The 19,873-nt window shown below is 35.3% G+C and carries 20 protein-coding genes, 1 other RNA gene and 2 pseudogenes; 6 read left to right on the top strand and 17 right to left on the bottom strand.

Annotation, left to right across the window (positions count from 1 at the left end; all coding sequences use genetic code 11):
- Positions 1–357 (bottom strand): Mth938-like domain-containing protein, encoded by a 357-nt coding sequence (locus NBW39_RS04195; protein ID WP_256466287.1) that lies wholly within the window; start codon positions 355–357, stop codon positions 1–3.
- 3 nt (positions 358–360) lie between these two features.
- Positions 361–1,227 carry a 4-(cytidine 5'-diphospho)-2-C-methyl-D-erythritol kinase gene (locus NBW39_RS04190; RefSeq protein WP_250294605.1) on the bottom strand — a complete coding sequence of 289 codons (867 nt, stop codon included), beginning with the start codon at positions 1,225–1,227 and terminating at the stop codon, positions 361–363.
- 81 nt (positions 1,228–1,308) lie between these two features.
- On the opposite strand from NBW39_RS04190, the gene NBW39_RS04185 reads away from it, so the two are divergent.
- Complete coding sequence (locus NBW39_RS04185; protein ID WP_250295714.1) at positions 1,309–4,668, top strand: UvrD-helicase domain-containing protein; 3,360 nt, start codon at positions 1,309–1,311, stop codon at positions 4,666–4,668.
- Between the two features lie 337 nt (positions 4,669–5,005).
- On the opposite strand, the gene NBW39_RS04180 is transcribed toward NBW39_RS04185, so the two are convergent.
- The 3 genes from NBW39_RS04180 to NBW39_RS04170 form a co-directional block, all read right to left on the bottom strand.
- The gene (locus NBW39_RS04180) at positions 5,006–5,152 is read right to left on the bottom strand and encodes a hypothetical protein (RefSeq protein WP_250295713.1); all 147 of its coding nucleotides are present in this window, start codon (positions 5,150–5,152) and stop codon (positions 5,006–5,008) included.
- A gap of 4 nt (positions 5,153–5,156) precedes the next feature.
- A complete protein-coding gene (locus NBW39_RS04175) occupies positions 5,157–5,669 on the bottom strand; it encodes an ankyrin repeat domain-containing protein (RefSeq protein ID WP_250295712.1) in 513 nt (170 codons plus the stop codon).
- 227 nt (positions 5,670–5,896) lie between these two features.
- Complete coding sequence (locus NBW39_RS04170; protein WP_370273735.1) at positions 5,897–6,571, bottom strand: septal ring lytic transglycosylase RlpA family protein; 675 nt, start codon at positions 6,569–6,571, stop codon at positions 5,897–5,899.
- A gap of 26 nt (positions 6,572–6,597) precedes the next feature.
- On the opposite strand from NBW39_RS04170, the gene NBW39_RS04165 reads away from it, so the two are divergent.
- Positions 6,598–7,506 carry a Mur ligase domain-containing protein gene (locus NBW39_RS04165; RefSeq protein WP_370273733.1) on the top strand — a complete coding sequence of 303 codons (909 nt, stop codon included), beginning with the start codon at positions 6,598–6,600 and terminating at the stop codon, positions 7,504–7,506.
- A 100-nt stretch (positions 7,507–7,606) separates the two neighbouring features.
- On the opposite strand, the gene NBW39_RS04160 is transcribed toward NBW39_RS04165, so the two are convergent.
- The 10 genes from NBW39_RS04160 to ssrA form a co-directional block, all read right to left on the bottom strand.
- Positions 7,607–7,972, bottom strand: coding sequence for a hypothetical protein (locus tag NBW39_RS04160; protein ID WP_250295710.1), 366 nt, complete (start codon positions 7,970–7,972; stop codon positions 7,607–7,609).
- Between the two features lie 105 nt (positions 7,973–8,077).
- On the bottom strand, positions 8,078–9,358 hold the full coding sequence (gene ispG, locus NBW39_RS04155; protein ID WP_250295709.1) for a flavodoxin-dependent (E)-4-hydroxy-3-methylbut-2-enyl-diphosphate synthase: 1,281 nt from the start codon (positions 9,356–9,358) through the stop codon (positions 8,078–8,080).
- A gap of 17 nt (positions 9,359–9,375) precedes the next feature.
- The gene (locus tag NBW39_RS04150; RefSeq protein WP_250295708.1) at positions 9,376–9,987 is read right to left on the bottom strand and encodes a TRP75-related protein; all 612 of its coding nucleotides are present in this window, start codon (positions 9,985–9,987) and stop codon (positions 9,376–9,378) included.
- A 201-nt stretch (positions 9,988–10,188) separates the two neighbouring features.
- A complete protein-coding gene (locus NBW39_RS04145; RefSeq protein WP_250295707.1) occupies positions 10,189–10,701 on the bottom strand; it encodes an HlyD family secretion protein in 513 nt (170 codons plus the stop codon).
- Between the two features lie 154 nt (positions 10,702–10,855).
- Positions 10,856–12,961 carry an FtsK/SpoIIIE family DNA translocase gene (locus NBW39_RS04140; protein WP_250295706.1) on the bottom strand — a complete coding sequence of 702 codons (2,106 nt, stop codon included), beginning with the start codon at positions 12,959–12,961 and terminating at the stop codon, positions 10,856–10,858.
- Positions 12,962–13,240, bottom strand: a complete 279-nt coding sequence (locus tag NBW39_RS04135) for a YggT family protein (protein WP_250295705.1) — start codon at positions 13,238–13,240, stop codon at positions 12,962–12,964.
- 148 nt (positions 13,241–13,388) lie between these two features.
- On the bottom strand, positions 13,389–13,559 hold the full coding sequence (locus tag NBW39_RS04130) for a type II toxin-antitoxin system RelE family toxin (RefSeq protein ID WP_250295759.1): 171 nt from the start codon (positions 13,557–13,559) through the stop codon (positions 13,389–13,391).
- Between the two features lie 94 nt (positions 13,560–13,653).
- Complete coding sequence (locus NBW39_RS04125) at positions 13,654–13,872, bottom strand: hypothetical protein (protein ID WP_182183293.1); 219 nt, start codon at positions 13,870–13,872, stop codon at positions 13,654–13,656.
- 202 nt (positions 13,873–14,074) lie between these two features.
- Positions 14,075–14,503, bottom strand: coding sequence for a ClpXP protease specificity-enhancing factor SspB (locus NBW39_RS04120; protein ID WP_250295704.1), 429 nt, complete (start codon positions 14,501–14,503; stop codon positions 14,075–14,077).
- 23 nt (positions 14,504–14,526) lie between these two features.
- Positions 14,527–14,865: a transfer-messenger RNA gene (ssrA, locus tag NBW39_RS04115) on the bottom strand.
- Between the two features lie 288 nt (positions 14,866–15,153).
- On the opposite strand from ssrA, the pseudogene NBW39_RS04110 reads away from it, so the two are divergent.
- Positions 15,154–16,194, top strand: a pseudogene (locus NBW39_RS04110) (malonyl-CoA decarboxylase domain-containing protein); the annotation flags it as partial.
- On the opposite strand, the gene NBW39_RS04105 reads toward NBW39_RS04110, so the two are convergent.
- Complete coding sequence (locus NBW39_RS04105) at positions 16,187–17,059, bottom strand: IS982 family transposase (RefSeq protein ID WP_250294632.1); 873 nt, start codon at positions 17,057–17,059, stop codon at positions 16,187–16,189. The pseudogene NBW39_RS04110 and the gene NBW39_RS04105 overlap by 8 nt on opposite strands.
- 94 nt (positions 17,060–17,153) lie before the next feature.
- Here NBW39_RS04105 and NBW39_RS04100 point away from each other — a divergent pair.
- From NBW39_RS04100 to NBW39_RS04090, 3 genes and pseudogenes are all read left to right on the top strand, one after another.
- Positions 17,154–17,528 (top strand): annotated as a pseudogene (locus NBW39_RS04100) (malonyl-CoA decarboxylase domain-containing protein); the annotation flags it as partial.
- Between the two features lie 284 nt (positions 17,529–17,812).
- Entirely contained in the window at positions 17,813–18,319 is a 507-nt protein-coding gene (locus NBW39_RS04095) for a hypothetical protein (protein WP_250295703.1), read from the top strand.
- A 35-nt stretch (positions 18,320–18,354) separates the two neighbouring features.
- Positions 18,355–18,582: a hypothetical protein gene (locus NBW39_RS04090; RefSeq protein WP_250295702.1), complete on the top strand. Its 228-nt coding sequence runs from the start codon at positions 18,355–18,357 to the stop codon at positions 18,580–18,582.
- A gap of 46 nt (positions 18,583–18,628) precedes the next feature.
- Here NBW39_RS04090 and NBW39_RS04085 read toward each other — a convergent pair whose 3' ends face one another.
- On the bottom strand, positions 18,629–19,867 hold the full coding sequence (locus NBW39_RS04085) for an IS256 family transposase (RefSeq protein WP_250295731.1): 1,239 nt from the start codon (positions 19,865–19,867) through the stop codon (positions 18,629–18,631).
- Positions 19,868–19,873 lie beyond the last annotated feature (6 nt).

Here is a 19,873-nt window from a genome sequence, read left to right as displayed (position 1 = left end):
CTATATGGCTATGAGATAACTGACAACAAATCTATCTTCGGATATTAAAACGTTATGGGTTCTGCATGCTGCACCGGTTGTCATAAATTCAAAATTTAAACCTTTTTGTTCCATAAGATAGGACTTCACTGAAGAACTTAGTATATTGCGTATTTTACCAGTACCTATTATCAAAATTTCTATTTCCTCTGTTAAAAAAGATTCAAAATGTTCCTTGCTATTTATATCACTTTCTTTCAATTTAATTACCTTTTCAGGAAAAACTATAATTGAGCCGCAATATTCTCTATTATTCACCAAAAATTTTCCTTCCCTGTAACCATTTATAAGATTTTTATTCTCGGAAATTAAGGGCATAAGTCAAACTATTAATTGAGTGTCACATACCCACCACTCTGGTTGCTTTTTTCTGATATTAACTGCAGCAGCTTTTGCATTTTCCTCACTATCGAATATTCCAAAGCATGATACACCACTGCCTGACATGCGAGAAAGTATAGAGCCTTCTTGTGACTCAAGTGTTGATATCACATCCTTAATTTCAGGAACAAGGCTTATTGCTATTTCTTGAAGATCGTTTCTCGTCTCTTTAAGAAGCTTCAACAAATCCTTTTCAGCGTCATCGCACCAGTTAATTGGCTCAGAAAAATTTCCTTCATGTTTGGAAAATACCTCTGGTGTAATCAAAAACTTTTTTTTCGGTTTCACAAGCACCACATTCGTAGGTAAAGAGAATTTTTTAATGTGGCATAATTCTTCGCCAATACCTCTAACAAAAACAGGCTTGCTATCTACGCTTGCTGGAACATCAGCACCGACGTTTAAGGCTATTTCATTTAAAATCGTCCTATCAACCTCCCACAGCTTTCCTAGCGTGCGTATCACAGCTCCAGCATCTGAGGATCCGCTACCTAGTCCTGCAGCAATTGGTATGTTTTTTACAACCCTTACAGTGACTTTAGTGCGTACAGGAGCATGTCTAAGCAGCAGATTAACCGCTTTCGTTACAGTGTTATACTGGTTATTTATTCTAGACTCGGAGTTTATAAATTCAACTGTAGAGTTATCATATCTAGAATCCTTCTCACCTACTTTTATCTCCAAAAAATTAGAGAGATTAGCAAAGACAAACAAACCTTCAATCAAGTGATATCCTGTTTCCTTCTTATTTACAACATGCAAAAAAAGATTGATTTTTGCAGGCGCCTTTACACAAAAACTTTTCATTATATATCTTCACTAAGACTATTTTTACATTATATGTATAATGCTATTCTAGTCAACTTTTATAAGGTTTTCGCACTTCTGATGAGATCAAATGCCATAAATCCTAATTTCTCTGTGTGGGTAAATGCGTCCGCTGGTACAGGCAAAACAAAAATCTTAATAGACAGAGTATTGAGACTTTTATTAGAAAACAAAAGAAATATTCTTTGCTTAACATTCACCAATGCTGCAGCAAACGAAATGGAGAATCGCATTCACAGCATACTCAGTAAGTGGGCAATATGTTCAGATAGTGTGTTGGCAGCAGATCTAGAACAACTAGATTTCTTTCCAATGTCATCCCAGTGCGTGACACTGGGATCCAGAAAAAATAAAGATTATTTAACAAGAGCAAGAAGGCTTTTCTCTGAACTGGAAAATCTTGGTCTAACTATACAAACCATACACGCTTTCTGTTACAAATTAATCTCCAGCTTTCCTATAGAAGCTGGCATCGCCCCAAATTGTACACTGAGTGAATGTAAAGAATTACATTCACTCATATTCAATAAAGTGCTTCATAACGAAACTGTGCAGGATGATATCAACCTTATTGCAACTGAAATTGATGAAAATAAACTACGTGATTTGCTTTATACTTTATGTGTAAAAAGATCGATGTCAGCAAATGATTCGAAATATATCAAAGATAAACTCAATGCTCCAGATGGAATTCATGACTTACAGAGTGAAACAATTGAGCACGTGGAAAGACTAGCCGAGATATTAAGTGAAGGCAGTAAAAGAGATCAGAGTTATAGTGCAATGCTCTCTGATTGGTTTAATAGCACAAAACCGTCCGTACCAAATGGTGTCATTCCAGTGCTTGACACTGGAATCCAGAAAAAAAGAACCAGTGTCAGCTACTCGGATGACACCGGAATGGAGCGGAAAGACACCAGAATAGAAGATTTAGCCAAGGTATTTCTCAAATTGGAATCAAACGAAAAAAAGAGCATATCATCCATTGCAACAAAAAGTATTTTGGAGAAATTCAAAGATGCAGAGCAAATAATAGAGAGCGTTCAGAATGTAGTATTTACCCATATAAGAGACATGAACTCTTATCAAATATTCAAGAGAACCAGCAGCTTACTTAGTATATTTAAAGTATATGTTGATCTATATAATAGCGAAAAATCAAAAAATGCACTGCTTGACTACAATGATATAATTGATTTAGCAACAAATCTTCTCAGCGACCCAGATCATAAAGATTGGATATTGTTTAACTTGGATCAAAAAATAGATCACATTCTTGTTGATGAGGCGCAAGACAATAGCATCAGTCAATGGAAAATTATAACAAATCTCTGCGATGAATTTTTTGCCGGCAATGATGAAAAGCGAACCTTATTTGTAGTTGGTGACGTAAAACAATCCATATACAGATTTCAAGGAGCAAATTCCCATCTATTCAACTATATGCAACAATACTTTCATACGAAAACTGGTTGGATATCATGCCAACTTGAAAAGTCATTTCGTTCAACTCCAGAAGTTTTGATGCTTGTAGATAGAATATTTAATAACTTCCGCGCAGAAATATCTTTTAATGATAATGAAATAAAACATGTTCCACATAGAGAAAATGATCAAGGGTATATTGAAATTTGGCCAGCGTTACCAAAGTGTAAAGAGAAAGAACAGCGAGCTTTACAAATTCCTCTGACATGCAGGAAAAATCATATAATAGCGGACCGATTACTTGCTCAAACAATAGCCAACAGAATTCACAATTGGTTAAACGAAGGGCGGATTTTAGTCGCTAAAGATCGCCATATAGAACCAAGAGACATTATGGTTCTGGTACGACAACGAAACGTGTTAGTTGATTACATAATAAGCGAACTTAAAAAAGCAAACGTGCCAGTTGTAGGCCGAGATTATTTTAGAATTATGGACTATATAGCTGTGCAGGACTTAATAGCTTTGGCTGAATTTTTACTCCTCCAGACAAATGATCTAGCTCTTGCAAATGCTTTAAAATCACCGTTATTCAATTTTACTGAGGATGATTTATTTAACATTGCATATGATCGTAAAGAGCATTCACTATGGGAAAGAATTCAGGATTATTCTGTGGTTATCTATAGTGAATTAAGCTATCTCATTAACTTATCTCGCATAGAGTCTCCTCTTGCACTATTTACACATATATTGCGTACAGGTAAGAAGAAATTTGCTGCAAGGCTAGGTCTTGAGTGCTTCGAGGTTCTAGACGAATTTATGAACCTCGTGTTGCAATTTGAAAACCCATCTCTTCAAGCGTTTGTTCAGTGGATCAAGGAGAATAATCCGGAGATTAAGAATGATATGCAATCAGAACGCAATGCTGTGCGAATAATGACAATTCACAAATCAAAAGGTCTGCAAGCTCCCATAGTATTTTTGGTTGATACAAACACAGTGCCAAGAAACAGTGAAAGCATTATCTTTGATGGAACGGAAGTGCCATTTTGGTGTGGAAAAAACAACAATGCTTATTGTGATCAAGTAAAAAGAGAGAAAAAACTAGAGGATTATAATGAATATTTGCGTTTATTATACGTAGCACTCACGCGTGCTGAAGATGAGTTATACATCTTAAGTAAAGAGCCAGTGCAAAAGTGCTCTTGGTATGACCTAATCACTCAGTATGGAGAACCATATAAAAAGAAACAAAGGAGTTTACAGCCAATATTTAAAGAAAAAGTTGAAGTGCTATGTGTGAATGCAAACTACCCTTACATTTATAAAAAACGTGATTATTTTGATATTCCGGTCATTTCCCTTCCACCAGCTTTAGCCCACTCTTCGGTGTCATCCCAGCGTCCTCCCCTGTCATCCCAGTGCTTGACACTGGAAAAAGAAGAAAAGCCAGCATCAGCTACTCACTCTTCGATATCATTTCAGCACGTGACGCTGGAATCCAGTGAAAAAGAAGCCTGGATCCCAGTGTCAAGCACTGGGATGACAGATGGTTATACAAGAGGCTTAATAATCCACAGCATATTGCAGTATATGCCCAAGATAGAAAAAGAAAGGAGAAAAAACTGGGTCAGAAAATATCTTGACAAGATAAACACCAGCGAAGATAAGGATGAAATTTACAGTAAAATATTAGCCTTTAATGAAAAATATAGCTATTTGTTTGACTTAGAGGGCAAATCAGAGATTACACTGAGTGGAACAATTGATGGCGAGTCAGTATTAGTACGACTAGATAGGCTATGCATAACGCAAGATAAAGCAATCATAATTGACTACAAATCACACCGTAACGTTTCTGTTTCCTCATTAAATGAAATAAAAAAACAGATGTTGATCTATAAAACCTTAGTACAAGAGATATATCCAAACAAGCAAATAGAGTGCGTGGTTATTTATATGGAGGATTTAACTCTGCAATCTGACTTTTGATGAAACTTGATTGCAAGAGTGCGGTAAAAAGTATTTCAAAGTCTATAGCTCCTACGTCATACCGCCGCGCCGCTAACAAGTAGCGGGATGACGTAGGGGTTGCCGAGATTCCAGTCTGGAATAACGTCCTCCTTTGTCATCCCAGTACTGGGATGACAGGAACGGAGATGGTTACTGGAATGACGCCTCACCATGTCATTCCAGTGCGTGACACACAACTGTACGAACATTCCCGTATTCATTATGCAATTACTAGGCTACCATAGTTTTCCGGGTCCCAGTGTCCGCTACTTAGATGGCACCCTGCCTACTATCAAAAGCTATAACAACTTACCTATTATGCTGCTCCTGGCACCTTCCCATTCACGTTTTGTTGTTCTTTCGTTTCATCCACTTTAGTACTAGGCTTTGACAGCATGTATGTAACACCACCAACTGCCAGTGTCGCTGTTGCGATTGCAGCAACGGCTATTACCACAGGCATTAGTTCAACCGCAATTGTTCCAGTTGCTAAAAAATGTCACTGCTATTGCAGCGCCTAATACCGCAACTGAACCACCGACAAAAAACCCTTTCATGGCCGCTGATGTAGGTTGTTTTTTCTCTGTTTTTCCTAGAAGACGTGTTGTACCTTTATTATCATCCTTATCTTGTGGTAATTTGTTTTTTTCTTCTACTTTTTTCAGAAACTTCCCTGTGTAGTCACATGGAGGTTTTCCATACTTATCTTTTGCATCAACATCAATTCTCTTTGCTTTGCATAGAAATTTCAATACGTCTTTTTTGTTCTGTGAGCCAGCCATAAATAATAATGTCCGTTTATAACCTCCACATTCAAACCTGTAATTTATATCAAAATCAACTCTTTCCCACTTTTCATACTCATCTTTATCTTTTACTTTTAATCTCTCTTTTATTTTTTCAATTACATTATTTTCATTTAGGTTTCCCCCCTCATTGTTAACTGCACTTAATATTTCTTCCCACTGCTTGTATTTCATTGTCATAACTTTACCTATTGCTTTAAATGATATTTTTAATTACCACATTATAGCAAGAAAGTCAATCTCATTACTTAAGTAATACCTGGTATCAGAAAAAAACAGCATTAATTACTTGCTATTAGACTTCTTACATTACCTCCTGTCATCCAAACTGCCAAAGGTTACTCAAAAGGTGGTTATACAAGAAATCTATTATAAATTATTTAGGCAGAGCCTAGAGTTTTCTACCTATAACTCACTTTCACGCAATATTGATCGTTCTTAAAAAGCAATCTAACATTTTTTATTCCTTGATTGCGAAGCTTCGATGCAGCTGACTTAGCAGCCTGAGCACTTTTAAAAAATGCAACATATCCCTTACTTTCTGCACTGTCTTGTTTTGGGTGACGTTTCTGCATTTCTTTTTCATACTGCTTTCTATAATGAGGAGTATTTTGTATCAATTGTTCTGACATCTTTCTTAGGTATTGGACTTTTACCTTTGCAAGCCCTACTTTATGAAATCCTAAGACTTGAGCTGCTTTTTCTGATAAATCTATTATTCTGCCTTCAATAAAAGGCCCTCTATCATTAACCCTTATAACAAGCTTTCTTCCATTTTCTAAATTAGTGACAAGAACAAAGCAGGGTAGAGGCAGAGTCTTATGCGCTGCAGAGATCAAGTGACGGTTAAACACTTCACCATTTGCTGTAAGCGTGCCATGATCTTCTATTCCATACCACGATGCTATCCCTATCTCTTCATATTGTTTACAGTTTTTTGGATAATAAGTTATACCATTTATTGTGTAGCTGCTGCCAATTTTATAATGACCTGCAGTGCAATTAAACCTGTTGCTAACACTGCAACTACTCATCAAAACGAATATTAGACATAGGAAGGCTAGGTTTTTTATCATTGTATTTAGTGAAAGGGTTCGATACCATGAGGATTTTAAATTATACTATAATAAATTTAGTAATAAGTAAACGTTTACTGCTCAATATGAACAAAGCTCAAATACATATAATTGGTATAGGTGGAATTGGAATGAGTGCCATTGCTGAAATTCTTCACAATTCCAATTACAAAGTTCAAGGTAGTGATGCACAATCAAACAACAATATAGATAGATTACGAGAGCTGGGTATAGAAGTTTACATTGGTCACAATGCTAATAATATAAGCAAAGCTGAAATAGTCGTACATTCTTCTGCAATAGAATCTGATAATGTGGAGTTAGTTGCAGCAAGAAATAACAATAAAACCATTTTGCATAGATCAGACATGCTTGCTGAACTTTTAAGAGATAAATATGTAATAGCAGTTTCAGGTTCGAGCGGTAAGACAACGACAACGGCAATGATTGCTTCCATTTTTGATCATTCTAATATTGATGCAACTGTAATTGTGGGAGGAATACTGAATTCATATCAAAGTAATTCAAGACTTGGAAGGGGTGACATTTTTTTAATCGAAGCTGATGAGTCTGATGGAACCATGCTAAAAATTCCTGCAAATATTGCTGTTATAACGAGTATTAACGACGATCATATGGATCATTACGGTACATTTGACGATATCAAAAATGCATTCTCTCAATTTATAAATAAGTCAGACTGTGCGATTCTACCTGATTCTATAGACATTAATGATGATGCAAGTAACTCTATAACGTTTGGGTTTGAAGATACTGATAAACCTTTTTCTGTCACCCAAATTGGGATCCAGAAAAAAAAATCAGTGTTACACGCTGCTAAAATGAGTAATGTCAGAGCAAGTAACATTAAGCAACACAATAACAGTATAGAATTTGATGTGTTGATTGATATAGTCGAAAGACAAGATTTATAATGGAATTTTCTGCTTATCAGAAAGCAGCAATTTTTTGTCTTTACTTTAAATTGAAGAAAACTCAAATGTGTTTTTCACAGAATGCAGTCTAACAGTATAATTATTTATCACTAGCCCCTACTAAAGTGATCTCCTTTATTCTCTCATCTGCTAATATTTTTAATTTCTCCCCATATCTATAATAATTTCGCTTTATAACGTATAACTCATCAGCAGCATCATCATCTAATTTAGGGTAATATGCGTAATCGCAATTTTCTTCAATGCCCTCAATGCTTATAGATGATGCTAAAAGTGGAAATAGAATTAATAGTAAAGTTAGTAGGATTCTTGTACACCACGTCCTGGGTAGCGCGTGACCAGTTTTTATTACCTGTAAGTTTTCTGGACCCCAGACTGGGATGACAAGAAAGGAGTACTGGGATGACAGAAGATAGTGTAAGAAATTTCGTAAAAAGCTTTTCATACCAACTATTTAAACTCAATTGTGTTATAAATGTATTAATAACGAAAAAAGAAAAACTAGATTTAATTTTTATTTGCGATTTATCTATTAATTAACCGTGAAAGGTTACGTGTAATGCTCCTTCACATAATTATCAATAATTGCCTTAAATTCTTCAGAGACATTATCACCTTGTAAAGTTTTGAAATACTTGCCGTCTTTGTAGACTGCTGAAACAGGTTTTTCTCCATATCCAGGCAAGCTGATTCCCAAATTTGCGTGTTTGCTTTCTCCAGGACCGTTTACTATGCATCCCATAACAGCGATGCTCATATGCTCTACACCTGGATTCTTTTTCTTCCATATCGGCATATGAGTTTTTATATAGCCATTCACCTCTTCAGTTAATATACGAAAACGATCGCTACTTGTGCGCCCACAACCAGGACATGAATTAACTTGAGGGTTAAAGTGTCGCAAGCCTATAGACTGCAATATTTCCTGACACACTATCACTTCATTAGTACGCGATTCACCAGGGCGTTGAGTTAAAGAAGCACGTATTGTGTCTCCAATACCATTTTGCAATAAATAAGTAAGCCCTGCTGTGGTATTTATCACGCCTTTATTGCCCATACCAGCTTCAGTTAAGCCCAAGTGCAAAGCATAATTAGAAAATTTTACAAGCGCTGTGTAGACCGAAATTAAATCTTGTACTCTACTGACTTTACACGAAATGATTATTTTATCTGCACTGAGGCCAATTTCTTCAGCTTTCCGTGCGCTATTAAGAGAAGACATTACAAGTGCCTTGCGTAATACAACGTCAGAAGGTTTTGGATCACTGAACAAGGAGTTTTCATCCATTAGTTTTTGTGAAAGGTACTTATCAAGACTACCCCAATTTACTCCAATTCTGACAGGAAGATCATGTGTTATTGCATACTCTATAACTCTTTCAAATTTTTCATCACGTTTGTCGCCAAAGCCTACATTGCCTGGATTCATCCTAATTTTACCCAGCATTTTGATGTTGTCTGGATAATCTTGAACTAATTTATCTAGCTCATATTGACCGCAGCCTACCAATATTTTACCGTCAAAACCTTCTTTATTTATCTCTTCTACTATATAAGGTATTGCCCTTGCTACTTCCTCTGAATTCAAAGCAATCCGTACTAACTCTGAACCTGCGCGCGCTAGTTCTGTTATTTCTTTTGCATAATGTTTTGCGCTACTTTTTATATTATCAGAATCTATATGCACACCAAGCGCCATAGATTGTACAACTACAGGATTATTTCCGCCTATCTTTACTTTTCCAACTTCTACAACATGAGTTTTGTGCCTGGAAATTGGCGATAATTCATATGCATCGTCATTCAATATCAGATCTTTATCTAGCATACTTATTAATTGTGATACTATTTTACTGTGTCAGCTACGCTGCCAAATGAACTCGAACCATTCAAACTATAAGCATCTACGTTATCCAAATTAGCAATAGAATCATGTGAGCACGTTCTTCTTGAAGGAGTTTCTTTTATAGTGATATTTATAGGAGAAACTTTCTTTTCTCGTGTTGAAGTAACTTTCTTCTCTTCTTGTTCATGCTGCTCGCTTTCATACTGGGAAACTGGCTCTTGATCTATAAATACAGCACCCTTTAAACGTGCGATATTAATACCATGCTGATTTATCATAGCGCTCTCTTCATCGTCAACTATGCACGCTTCCATGTCATTTGGCTCATTATCAAGACTAGCAATTTTTTTCTCTTTTAATTTTTTGATTAGATCTTCTTTATTTATAGCTCGATCTTGTGACTTTTTTTTCTTGAGCAATTCCCTACGCTTCTCATACAGTTTATATGACTCAGCAAAATCCTCATCTGTATGAAAGTTTGCACCACCAGGGTTACCAGGAGGTATGTATTTCTTACTGAGCTTAGATTTAGCTCCAGCACTATGCACAGTAAAAAAGCTAGAAACCAAAAATATTAATATAAACAAAACTTTAGAAAAAATCCTAAGCATATGGTGCTATAGTAAATATCGTGTTTTAAAAGATAGCAATTAACAAACTTTAAGTAAACCAGAATCTTTACTAACTTTACAATACAAATATTTTTCTAAAAAGTGATATGTTTGCTATCAAAAAACCTACATAGGCTAAGAGAAGAGTAAGGTGTTACAAGCTATGTAACACCTTCTTAAGAAGAGTGTTATGCAGCTAAGTTAACTTTTATAGTTATTCGGCTTTTCAGAAATATCTACACCTGCATTAAGTTCTGTGTTTGGTGTATCTTGATCAAGCGAGTTCTTTTCTTTCTCCCTCTCAAGCTTAACTCCCTGATAGATACAGAATGCAACAAAAGAAGCGACCGCTATTGCGGCAACAGCAGTGGCTATGGTACAAATTAGTAGTGTTTTTTCTTGTTCTCCTACTGCCTCTGTAAGTGTTTCCACTTTTTCTTCCACGTCTGCAAGTCTTTCCTGCAAACCGTCTAAATACTTTTGTATACTTTCGAACCGTTCAGCATCGATCTTTTGAGTTGCCTGCAATTCCTCTAACCTGCTAAATGCAATTTGAAGTTGATCAGCGTTGATCTGTTGACCTTTTTGCAATTTTTCTAATGCACTGAATGCCTTTTGAAACTGCTCAGCATCCATCTGTTGAAGTTTTTCTAGTGCTTTTATTGTCGATTCATTAGAACCGAAAAAAAAATCATGAAGCCAATTTGTTGACATTTTTACCCCCTAGTTAATTAATATATTATAATTATACGTTCTCAGTACTTAAATTAGTATTAAATCAATTGTCATTATGTATTGACTTTTTAATAATTTTGTTTAACTTGCTTTTTGAAAGTGCGGAAACTTAAATTAAGGTATTACAAGATTGTTATTCAACCAATATCTCTCTCTTCCCTGAGTAACTTGGTGCGCTGACAATACCTTCCTTTTCCATTCTTTCAACAATATTTGCAGCTCTGTTATAGCCTATTCTAAGCTGCCTTTGAATGTAACTGGTTGAAACTTTTTGATCCCTTTGAATAATGGCCACTGCTTGATTGTAGAGGTCATTTTCTTCATCCTCTGCTTCACCTTCTGATTCCACAGAAGAATTTTCATCTTCTTTGGTAATTTCCTCCATGTAATTTGGCTCACCTTGCATTTTCAAATGATCAACTATATCTTGCACCTCATCATCACTCACAAATGGACCGTGAACTCGAATAATCTTACCACCAGAAGCCATGTAAAGCATATCACCCATACCGAGTAATTGTTCAGCCCCTTGTTCGCCAAGTATTGTGCGGCTATCTATCTTAGAAGTAACAGCAAAACTGATTCTTGTTGGAAAGTTTGCTTTTATCACACCTGTTATCACATCCACAGATGGGCGTTGTGTTGCCATTATGATATGTATTCCTGCAGCTCTGGCCATTTGCGCCAAACGCTGAATGGAGCACTCTATTTCTTTGCCGGCAACAAGCATCAAATCTGCCATTTCATCCACGATCACTACAATATACGGAAATGTTTCCATTTTGATTGGCATTTTTTCAAACAGAGGTTTGCCTGTTGTTGAGTTAAAGCCAATCTGTACAACACGTTCTAATTCTATCCCACTATTCATCGCTTCTGTGATTTTTTGGTTATAGTTTATTACGTTGCGCACATTCAAATACGACATCATGCGATAGCGATTTTCCATCTCTTTTACTATCCACTTAAGAGCGACTACAGCCTTTTTTGGCTCTGTTACCACTGGCGTTATTAGATGTGGTATTGCATCATATATTGAAAGCTCAAGCATTTTTGGGTCGATCATTATCATCTTGCATTCATCAGGATTTAATCGATAAACGAGTGAAAGAATCATAGTGTTAATTGCAACTGATTTACCAGACCCTGTGGTTCCAGCAACGAGCAAGTGGGGCATTTTAGTTAGATCTGCAATCACTGGTTTTCCACTTATTTCTTTGCCAAGTGCAATTGGAAGATTTAAGTTCGCATTTTGGTATTCTGGTGATTCAAGCAAATCACGCAGCATTACAATTTCCCGTTCCTTGCTCGGCAACTCTATTCCCATAGCATTTTGCCCACGAATTATTGAAATACGTGCAGAGAGTGCACTCATCGAACGTGCAATGTCATCTGCAAGGCCAATTACTCTTGCAGATTTTGTACCAGCTTGTGGTTCAAGTTTGTATAAAGTCACAACCGGCCCATAGCATACACTGATAATTTTTCCTTGCACGCCAAAATCACTCAGGACTTGTTCCAGCAGAGATAAATTTTTATTGCTCTCCATTTCATTCAGCTGCTTTCTCTGCAAAGACTCCTCTGCTTTAGAAAGTAAATGAATGCTTGGAAACTCGAACTCACTGAAAATTTCTTTGGTAGCTTTTTTCTGTCTTTCTTTTGGTTGTTGTTTAGTAGTGATTTTAGTTCTATGTTTTTCTTCTACTACTAATGGTGCAATTGAATACTCAGTAGTTTTATGTGATCTGAAGAATGGAACATTTACAAATAAGCAAACTATTTTTTTACATAAGAAGAATAGAAAGTAAGTTATTTTCTTCCAACCAACCAATCCTACAAGACCTATTGATGTTACTATCACAAATATATAAAACGGACAGTTATTAATTAGTGTATTCCCTATTATTCCACTGTGTCTGTACCTTGCAGTGATGCCTAGCGAAAGTTGTGGTAGTATAGCACATATCCCTAAATTGATTAATATTAAATAGAGAATTTTCAGCGACCTTTTTGATATCAACAAGTAAACTATGGTTGTAGCTATTGTAACACTAGTTAATCCAAGAAATTGAACCAATATATCAGCTAAATATGAACCTACTATTCCACCTAAATTTGTCACTTCCTTATTTGTAGCCGTGTTTAAGGAAGGATCTTTATAGTTGTAGCTAAAAACTGATATATATACATATATTAAAAGGGATAGATATATTGCTGATTTTAGATATTTTTTTAACATCTACCTAAAATAGTAAGCTACTGTATATTTTACAAAGTGAATTGTTATTAGCAATATCATTATAGATAAATCTAATCCATTGAACGGTGGTATATATCTTCTAATAATCTTTAGTGGTGGATATGTCAATTGGTTCAAGATGTGCATTATGCTACTGACAATTTCATTATATATGTTCACCATATTAAGCTTAACCAGCCAGTTTAAGACAACCCAACATATTAGAATGAAGCTATAAAGATCAAGTAACGTGTTGAGTAGATATATGATTGGATGCATACATATCTATTACACGAAAGATATATAAAAGACAAGTATTTAGACTTTTTAAACTCAAAATGTTATTTTTGCTGAACCAAAAAAAACTTCATTTTTTGAGCTGCACCTAAGGTAGGAGGAAGGAGTGCTGTATAAAAATATATATTGTTTATAGCAGTAAGTCTAAAGGCATTTTATTATAGACGTCTTTTCTGTGTCCTGCTGTGGCAACAAACACCTTATGTTTTGCAATATTTACAGTATAAATAACTCGGTAATCACTAACTCTTATTCTTCTATATCCTTTTAGTCTGCCACGTAATGGTTTACCAAATTTAATTGGATCAGTTGCAAGCCGCTCATTTATCGTTTTTGGAAGATTTGGAAAATCTCTTTCAGTAAAGTTTTTTGAGTAGACAATATCGTATTCCAGTTTATGTCCTCGCCCTTTCAGATAGCACTGTGCTCCAGTCTACATCCTCACATTCCTTAACAGTTTTATATAACGCAATATCTTCTACTTCGCACTCAATTCCTTCTATGACTAACCTTTTTGCTAGTTCTTGAACGGATTCCTTGGTGATTTCAGCTAACTTAGCAAGGTTATGTGAAGTTTTTGGATCGAAGGTTATACTAATTCCTGAATCTGCCATATGTTTTACCAAAGTCTACTAACAATTATACAACATTTTTCTGAATTTTTCAATAAAGAAAGTTGATGATATGTAAGAAAAATTTTGCCATCTGCGTTAATAAACAATTAAAGATTTAGCATATTTGTCTACGATAGTATTCCTCTATTCTATTACTTAAGTTAGACCACTTTTTTCTATTAATATTTTTTGTTTACAAAAATTACTCATCACGTAGTTGATCTATGGATATAATACTGCCGTTTGATAATTTTTCAGCACATTTTTCACTTTTGTATTCTTTATCAGAATCGATACTAAATATTAAAACATCTCCTGAAATTTTATCACGAAACTCACTAATAGCAAAAAACGGTATAGTAATTCGCTCTTGTTTTCCTTGAAAACTCAAACTGACGCTAAATTTATCCTCAGAAACTTTTAAATCATAGAATTGATGCTGTAATATAACAAGCATTTGAGTAGGGTATGACTTTTTCAAATGACCTGGTATGGTCACACCATTAAAATATGTGAAAAATAATATTTCTAAGTGAGGAGTAAAAACATTGCCTGATATAACATCTAAAGTCTTTTTGATAACTTGAAACTTGGCAGAATTAAGCAGTTTTTTGTAATCTGTTTGTTCCATATAACTTTCACATACGTAAATTTTGAGGGAACTTCTGTTACCCGGCGTTCCCTGAACCGTGCTTATAGCAATGAAGTTATAGTGCTTAAATTAAGCAGCTATTGCAACATCGCCTTTCAGCAGCAAATTATTATCGTTTGCATTTAAATTATGAACTCTTAGCGGTGGTGTCTAACCGAGCAAAGCTACCATCTTTACTATGCATGTCGATCCTTATTCGCCCCCATATAAATTAAAAAACATGGTGGAGGCGCCGAGTACTGCCCTCGGGTCCAATACACCTATTACAAGGTAATTTTATTGCTATAGTACACAAAATGTACATAGCTATTATATAGCAACATTAAATAAATGTCAAGATATTTAACTCCAAGTTGATTGGTAGCTAAAATAAAATTAAGATTTCCAGTATTTGGTAGAAACTTATAACTTTGGCATTAACATCCTGAAATTAATTGTATTACTGAATTATTAATAATCTAGTAATAGTGCCTGCTATGTAGCTAAATTTTCCTTTAACTTAAGCTATATGTAGCTAAAATAACTTGGGTTTGCCGACAACCGTCATCCCGCTGCTTGTTAGCTGGATCTAGAGATACCGGGGCGGTATGACCCTGACTTGCATTAGCTATGTATAATAAAGGGAATCTATGACGAAAGAATCATTGATAAAAACTGATGTAGTGAAAGTTGAAGACAAAAAAGCGGTAAGGAGCTTTTTTAAAATACTAGGTGGAGTGGCAGATGCTGTAAGATCGTGGATTGGTAACATCAGTCCTGATTTAAGCAACAGTCGCGATATCGATAGTTTAGTCTTGAAGATGAACGAGTGCTTAAACCCAAAGGGAGGGGAGGTTTCAGCACGTAAGAACGCTGTATCTCTTGGTAATTTGTACTTAAGCTTGTCAGAGAAAGGTAAAATAAAATTTCTACAAACCCTGGCAGAAAAATTTAATCCGAATAAAGCGGAAATAGATGAGAAAATAAAGGAGTACAAGGAAAATCCCGAGTTAAACTATAAATTTGAACAGGATTTAATAAAAATTCTTGAATCACCACGTTCTAAAATATTAAAGCAATTTATTTCTTTACCAGAGGGCCTGAAGTTTATTGTTGACATGCGTTCTGATGTGCTTAAGCTAAAGAACCAATATAGAAGCTTGAATCCACTAGAGAGCGAATTAAAAAATATACTCTATACTTGGGTTGATGTTGATCTACTCGATCTTCGCCAAATTACTTGGGATTCACCTGCATCATTGTTAGAAAAACTTATAAAATATGAAGCTGTGCATAAAATTTCCTCTTGGGGCGACCTAAAAAACAGACTAGACTCTGATCGTCTCTGTTTTGCTTTTTTTCATTACAAGATACCGAACGAACCTCTAATTTTTGTAGAGGTTGCATTGGTGGATAAGATTGCAGATAGCATTCAACATCTTTTAGATGAGTCGGTACCTTCAAATGATCCAAGTAGTGCAAGCACTGCTATATTCTACTCAATATCAAATACTCAAGCAGGATTGTCTGGAATTAGTCTTGGTAATTTCTTAATCAAAAGGGTTGTAGAAAAGCTATCACAGGAGTTTAAAAGTATAAAAACATACGCAACTCTTTCTCCAATACCTGGCTTTACGAAATGGCTAAAAAACCAAGATGTCACTTTATTACCCCAGTTATGGATTAACCAACGAAGTAAAGCTGAGAAATACAGGGCTTTTTCGATTGCATTGAATAAGAAATGAGGGTAGAAAAAATATGTACCAAGAAATTTACTGTGGATCTATGCCGAGTGTGCTCAAGTTCAAATTTGTTTTTTAGGCAGCCAAAAACCGTTTCAACAATCGATCTTTTCCCTAGTAAAATCTTCTCTTTCAGCGAAATCAGTGCATTTTTCATACCTTTTTTCACTTTAGTGACGAGTTTTAGACCTCTATCGAATAGTTTCTCAAAGAGCTCTTTCTTTATATAGCCCTTATCTCCAAACAAAAGTCCAGTTAGTTTTTTGGTTAGAGTTGGTACAGGTTTTCTGTCATCGACGTTACCTCTGGTTAGCGTAACACCTTGAATTTCACCTATTTCATTGATTACTACATGTAATTTAAAACCAAAAAACCAGCCGTAAGTATTCTTTCCTAACTCTGCTAATCCTTTGAAAACCTTATTTCTTGAGATTCTTTTTCGATGGCATACTGCTATTGAAGTAGAATCTATGTAGGAAATCCCGGTCATTTTTGCTTGTTCACAAAACCATTGCAAAAGTAATGCTAAATACCACAAAACTCGCGGCTTTAAGGCAATAAATCTGTGATATGAAGGCAGCTTTGAAAACTCTGATCTATAGAATAACTGAAGATAACAAAGATAAAAAGCCTTGAAGTTTTTACATGGTGATTTATGGTATAATAGGATTATGGTTAGAATTTCTGAGTGCGCTATTTCTGGTACTCTGGTTGGTTTTTTGCCGTTTGATAAGAACCTATTTGCAAAATTATCATCTACCGCACGACAAAAATCCTCGACGCAACAGTACAGTTCTGTAATATCTTTCTTCATGGGTAACCTCTTATTATTACTAAAATACTCGAGTTTACCCTGTTTCCCTCTTCTTAGTTATACTTTTATCTATTTTCTAATCCATAACTGAGGTTTATTGGGCAAACTAAATATAAAACAATCTAGTGCAGAAATTTTAGAAAGTGCAGAGCAATTAAAAACTAATGTTGAATGTACAAATGAAACTAAACAATGCATGCTTAAACTTTGTGCACATTATTTGCTAAAAGTTAAGAACAATAGTGGCGGTGCTTATGATCCGGTGGCGCATTTTCATTTAAGCAATGGTGCATCGATAAAACAATTAAACTGGATGGCGGATACTTCTAAAAATGGTATTAGTCAGTCGGCTGGAATGATGGTAAATTATCTGTATGAGTTGCCTAAAATAGATAATAATCATGAAAACTACATGGTTAATAAAGTGATTTCCTGCTCGAAAAAAGTGTCGTCTATGTTGAAGGAGTGATAGATAATATTCAAGTTTATATTATAGTTCTACATGCAAACGTGTTAAAATAAGTGTAGCGAAAAATTAGACAAATCGATACAGGATAAGTCAGTAATAAAATCGCCTATGTATGATAACCTGGTTGAAGATATTAAAGAAAGTCTGGAGCTAATTAAAAAAGATTATGTCAAAAAGAAGAAATAATAAAAGAGCTTGAAAATATCTACAAAAGGCTTATAGGAGCATATGGAATTATTCAAACAAATTGTTGCTATAAACATTCTTCAGGTAACAGTGAACCTTTGAGTGACAAGTATAATATTGAAGTAGCTTATAAAAACTTAAACACAGTGGTAGAAGCTTTAAAGCTACTTGATAATGGTAACGATGGTAGAAGAGACACACTTAATCGAGTTATATCACTTCAGAAAAAAATGAAAGAAGCGCTAGAAAAAATGCAACAGCAGCAACCGCCACAAAGTGCAACGAATCAAGGTAATGATGTAAACGAATATCCTGACGATGCTAATGAAAACGAATACTGTGAATTAGAGAAAAAAGCCAATGCAGAATTCGGTAAATATATAGAAAATGGCGCTATTGATTCAGTATCAATAGAGAAAACTTCCAGTGGTAATCTTTGTGCAACAGTAAAACTACAAGATAATAAGAATGAAAACACAGACATTAAAATAAGTGAGTTTTTAAATAGTAAATTCTGTATAGACAACAAAATTGTTGGTTTCTCAATATTAAATAGTAGTCAGGAAGAAGTTATAAAAGGCTACAGAGATGATAAAAGAGAGTAAGGTACTATGATTTAGGTACCACAGCTCAATATGGAATGAAGTTTAATTGGTATGTAGGTGAAAGAGAATGTAGCATTACATTAAGTGCTAATAGCAATGGCAGTATTAAAATAGTGGGTGATAAACCAGCCGATGAAGATTTGGAAAAAAATAAAGATGTAAGGATTAAAGTTGGTGATCGTGATCTAAGCCTTGTTAACCCCAGTTATGGATTAACCAACGAAGTAAAGCTGAGAAATACAGGGCTTTTTCGATTGCATTGAATAAGAAATGAGGGGAATGTTCAAAAAAGTGTGTCAAACCGCATTTTTAATTCAACTCAATTTTCAATCTACCAGGAAAGAAAATATCAAGTTGAGATATAGTTAAAGCCCAATTAGGTATAGCCATAATCCAATTTTGCTCTGCCTTTTTTATAGCACAATATACCTGTTTGTACAAGGCATTTGTACTAGTAAATGAGCCCTTAGTTTTAGTGAATTTTCTAATCTGTCTATGCAACCCCTCAATAGGATTGGTGGTATAAATCAGCTTTCTAACTGGCCCAGAATACTTAAAATAACCAGATAAATTTTCCCAATTATTTTGCCACGATTTTATAACCAAAGGATATTTTTCACCCCATTTTTCTTCCAGCTCAAGCAAATAATTCTCAGCGATTTCTTTACTTGAAGCACGATATATTTTCTTCAAATCGTTCATGAAAACTTTCACATCTTTGCTGGATACATATTTCAATGAATTCCTTATCTGATGCACTATACATAGCTGTACTTCTGCTTTAGGAAACACACTATTTATTGCTGCAGGAAAACTTTTTAGACCATCGACGCAGGCAATCAGAATATCCTCTACTCCTCTCTCTTTTAGGTCATTTAATACCCCTAACCAGAAGTTGGCTCCCTCACTTTCGGCTAAATAAAAGCCTAGTACCTCTTTTCTGCCATTTTGATCTACGCCTAATATATTATACATGCATTTACTTACGCAATGCCCGTCCTCCTTAACTTTGAAAAACATGCCATCCATGAACACTATTGGGTACACAGACTGCAATGGGCGACTACGCCATTCGTTGATTACCGGTAGCAATTTGTCGGTAATACTTGATATCTCTGCCGCCGATATTTTGTGATCATAAATTTCCTCAACGTGTGACGCTATATCTCTATAACTCATACCACTGGCAAATGTGCTCAAGATCTTCGTTTCAAGCTCTGGATGTAAGTTTGTTTGCCTTTTTTTGACTATTTGCGGCTCAAAACTTCCTTCTCTATCCCTTGGCGTCAAAAGTTCAAATGAACCGGCACTTGTCCTTAAAGTCTTTCCATTTCTCCCATTTCTTCGATTATTTTCTTCGCTTTCAGCCAACAAGTGATTTTCTATTTCACCTTCCAAACTTGCCTCCAGCAGCTTTTTTATCAATGGTGTTAATACTCCGTCCCTTCCCGTCAGCGGCCTTCCTTCTCGTATAGACGACAGGATATTTGTTTCTAATTCTTTATAATCTACCAATCCAGTAGTTTTATTTGCTATTCTTTGATTCATATGTGA

The sequence above is a fragment of the Wolbachia endosymbiont of Oedothorax gibbosus genome (assembly GCF_936270435.1).
Lineage (GTDB): Bacteria > Pseudomonadota > Alphaproteobacteria > Rickettsiales > Anaplasmataceae > Wolbachia.
Note: the sequence above shows the minus strand (reverse complement) of the source record. Positions and strands in the feature narration are given on the sequence as shown.

What these genes read in the sequence shown, in the direction of transcription:
- NBW39_RS04150 (WP_250295708.1), bottom strand. Translation starts at nt 9,987, where the DNA reads ATGCTTAGGATTTTTTCTAAAGTTTTGTTTATATTAATATTTTTGGTT.
- NBW39_RS04165 (WP_370273733.1), top strand. Translation starts at nt 6,598, where the DNA reads ATGAGGATTTTAAATTATACTATAATAAATTTAGTAATAAGTAAACGT.
- NBW39_RS04160 (WP_250295710.1), bottom strand. Translation starts at nt 7,972, where the DNA reads ATGAAAAGCTTTTTACGAAATTTCTTACACTATCTTCTGTCATCCCAG.
- NBW39_RS04135 (WP_250295705.1), bottom strand. Translation starts at nt 13,240, where the DNA reads ATGCATCCAATCATATATCTACTCAACACGTTACTTGATCTTTATAGC.
- NBW39_RS04180 (WP_250295713.1), bottom strand. Translation starts at nt 5,152, where the DNA reads ATGCCTGTGGTAATAGCCGTTGCTGCAATCGCAACAGCGACACTGGCA.
- NBW39_RS04090 (WP_250295702.1), top strand. Translation starts at nt 18,355, where the DNA reads ATGAAGTTTAATTGGTATGTAGGTGAAAGAGAATGTAGCATTACATTA.
- ispG (WP_250295709.1), bottom strand. Translation starts at nt 9,358, where the DNA reads ATGCTAGATAAAGATCTGATATTGAATGACGATGCATATGAATTATCG.
- NBW39_RS04175 (WP_250295712.1), bottom strand. Translation starts at nt 5,669, where the DNA reads ATGAAATACAAGCAGTGGGAAGAAATATTAAGTGCAGTTAACAATGAG.
- NBW39_RS04105 (WP_250294632.1), bottom strand. Translation starts at nt 17,059, where the DNA reads ATGAAGAAAGATATTACAGAACTGTACTGTTGCGTCGAGGATTTTTGT.
- NBW39_RS04195 (WP_256466287.1), bottom strand. Translation starts at nt 357, where the DNA reads ATGCCCTTAATTTCCGAGAATAAAAATCTTATAAATGGTTACAGGGAA.
- NBW39_RS04185 (WP_250295714.1), top strand. Translation starts at nt 1,309, where the DNA reads ATGAGATCAAATGCCATAAATCCTAATTTCTCTGTGTGGGTAAATGCG.
- NBW39_RS04145 (WP_250295707.1), bottom strand. Translation starts at nt 10,701, where the DNA reads ATGTCAACAAATTGGCTTCATGATTTTTTTTTCGGTTCTAATGAATCG.
- NBW39_RS04140 (WP_250295706.1), bottom strand. Translation starts at nt 12,961, where the DNA reads ATGTTAAAAAAATATCTAAAATCAGCAATATATCTATCCCTTTTAATA.
- NBW39_RS04170 (WP_370273735.1), bottom strand. Translation starts at nt 6,571, where the DNA reads ATGATAAAAAACCTAGCCTTCCTATGTCTAATATTCGTTTTGATGAGT.
- NBW39_RS04120 (WP_250295704.1), bottom strand. Translation starts at nt 14,503, where the DNA reads ATGGAACAAACAGATTACAAAAAACTGCTTAATTCTGCCAAGTTTCAA.
- NBW39_RS04190 (WP_250294605.1), bottom strand. Translation starts at nt 1,227, where the DNA reads ATGAAAAGTTTTTGTGTAAAGGCGCCTGCAAAAATCAATCTTTTTTTG.
- NBW39_RS04125 (WP_182183293.1), bottom strand. Translation starts at nt 13,872, where the DNA reads ATGGCAGATTCAGGAATTAGTATAACCTTCGATCCAAAAACTTCACAT.
- NBW39_RS04085 (WP_250295731.1), bottom strand. Translation starts at nt 19,867, where the DNA reads ATGAATCAAAGAATAGCAAATAAAACTACTGGATTGGTAGATTATAAA.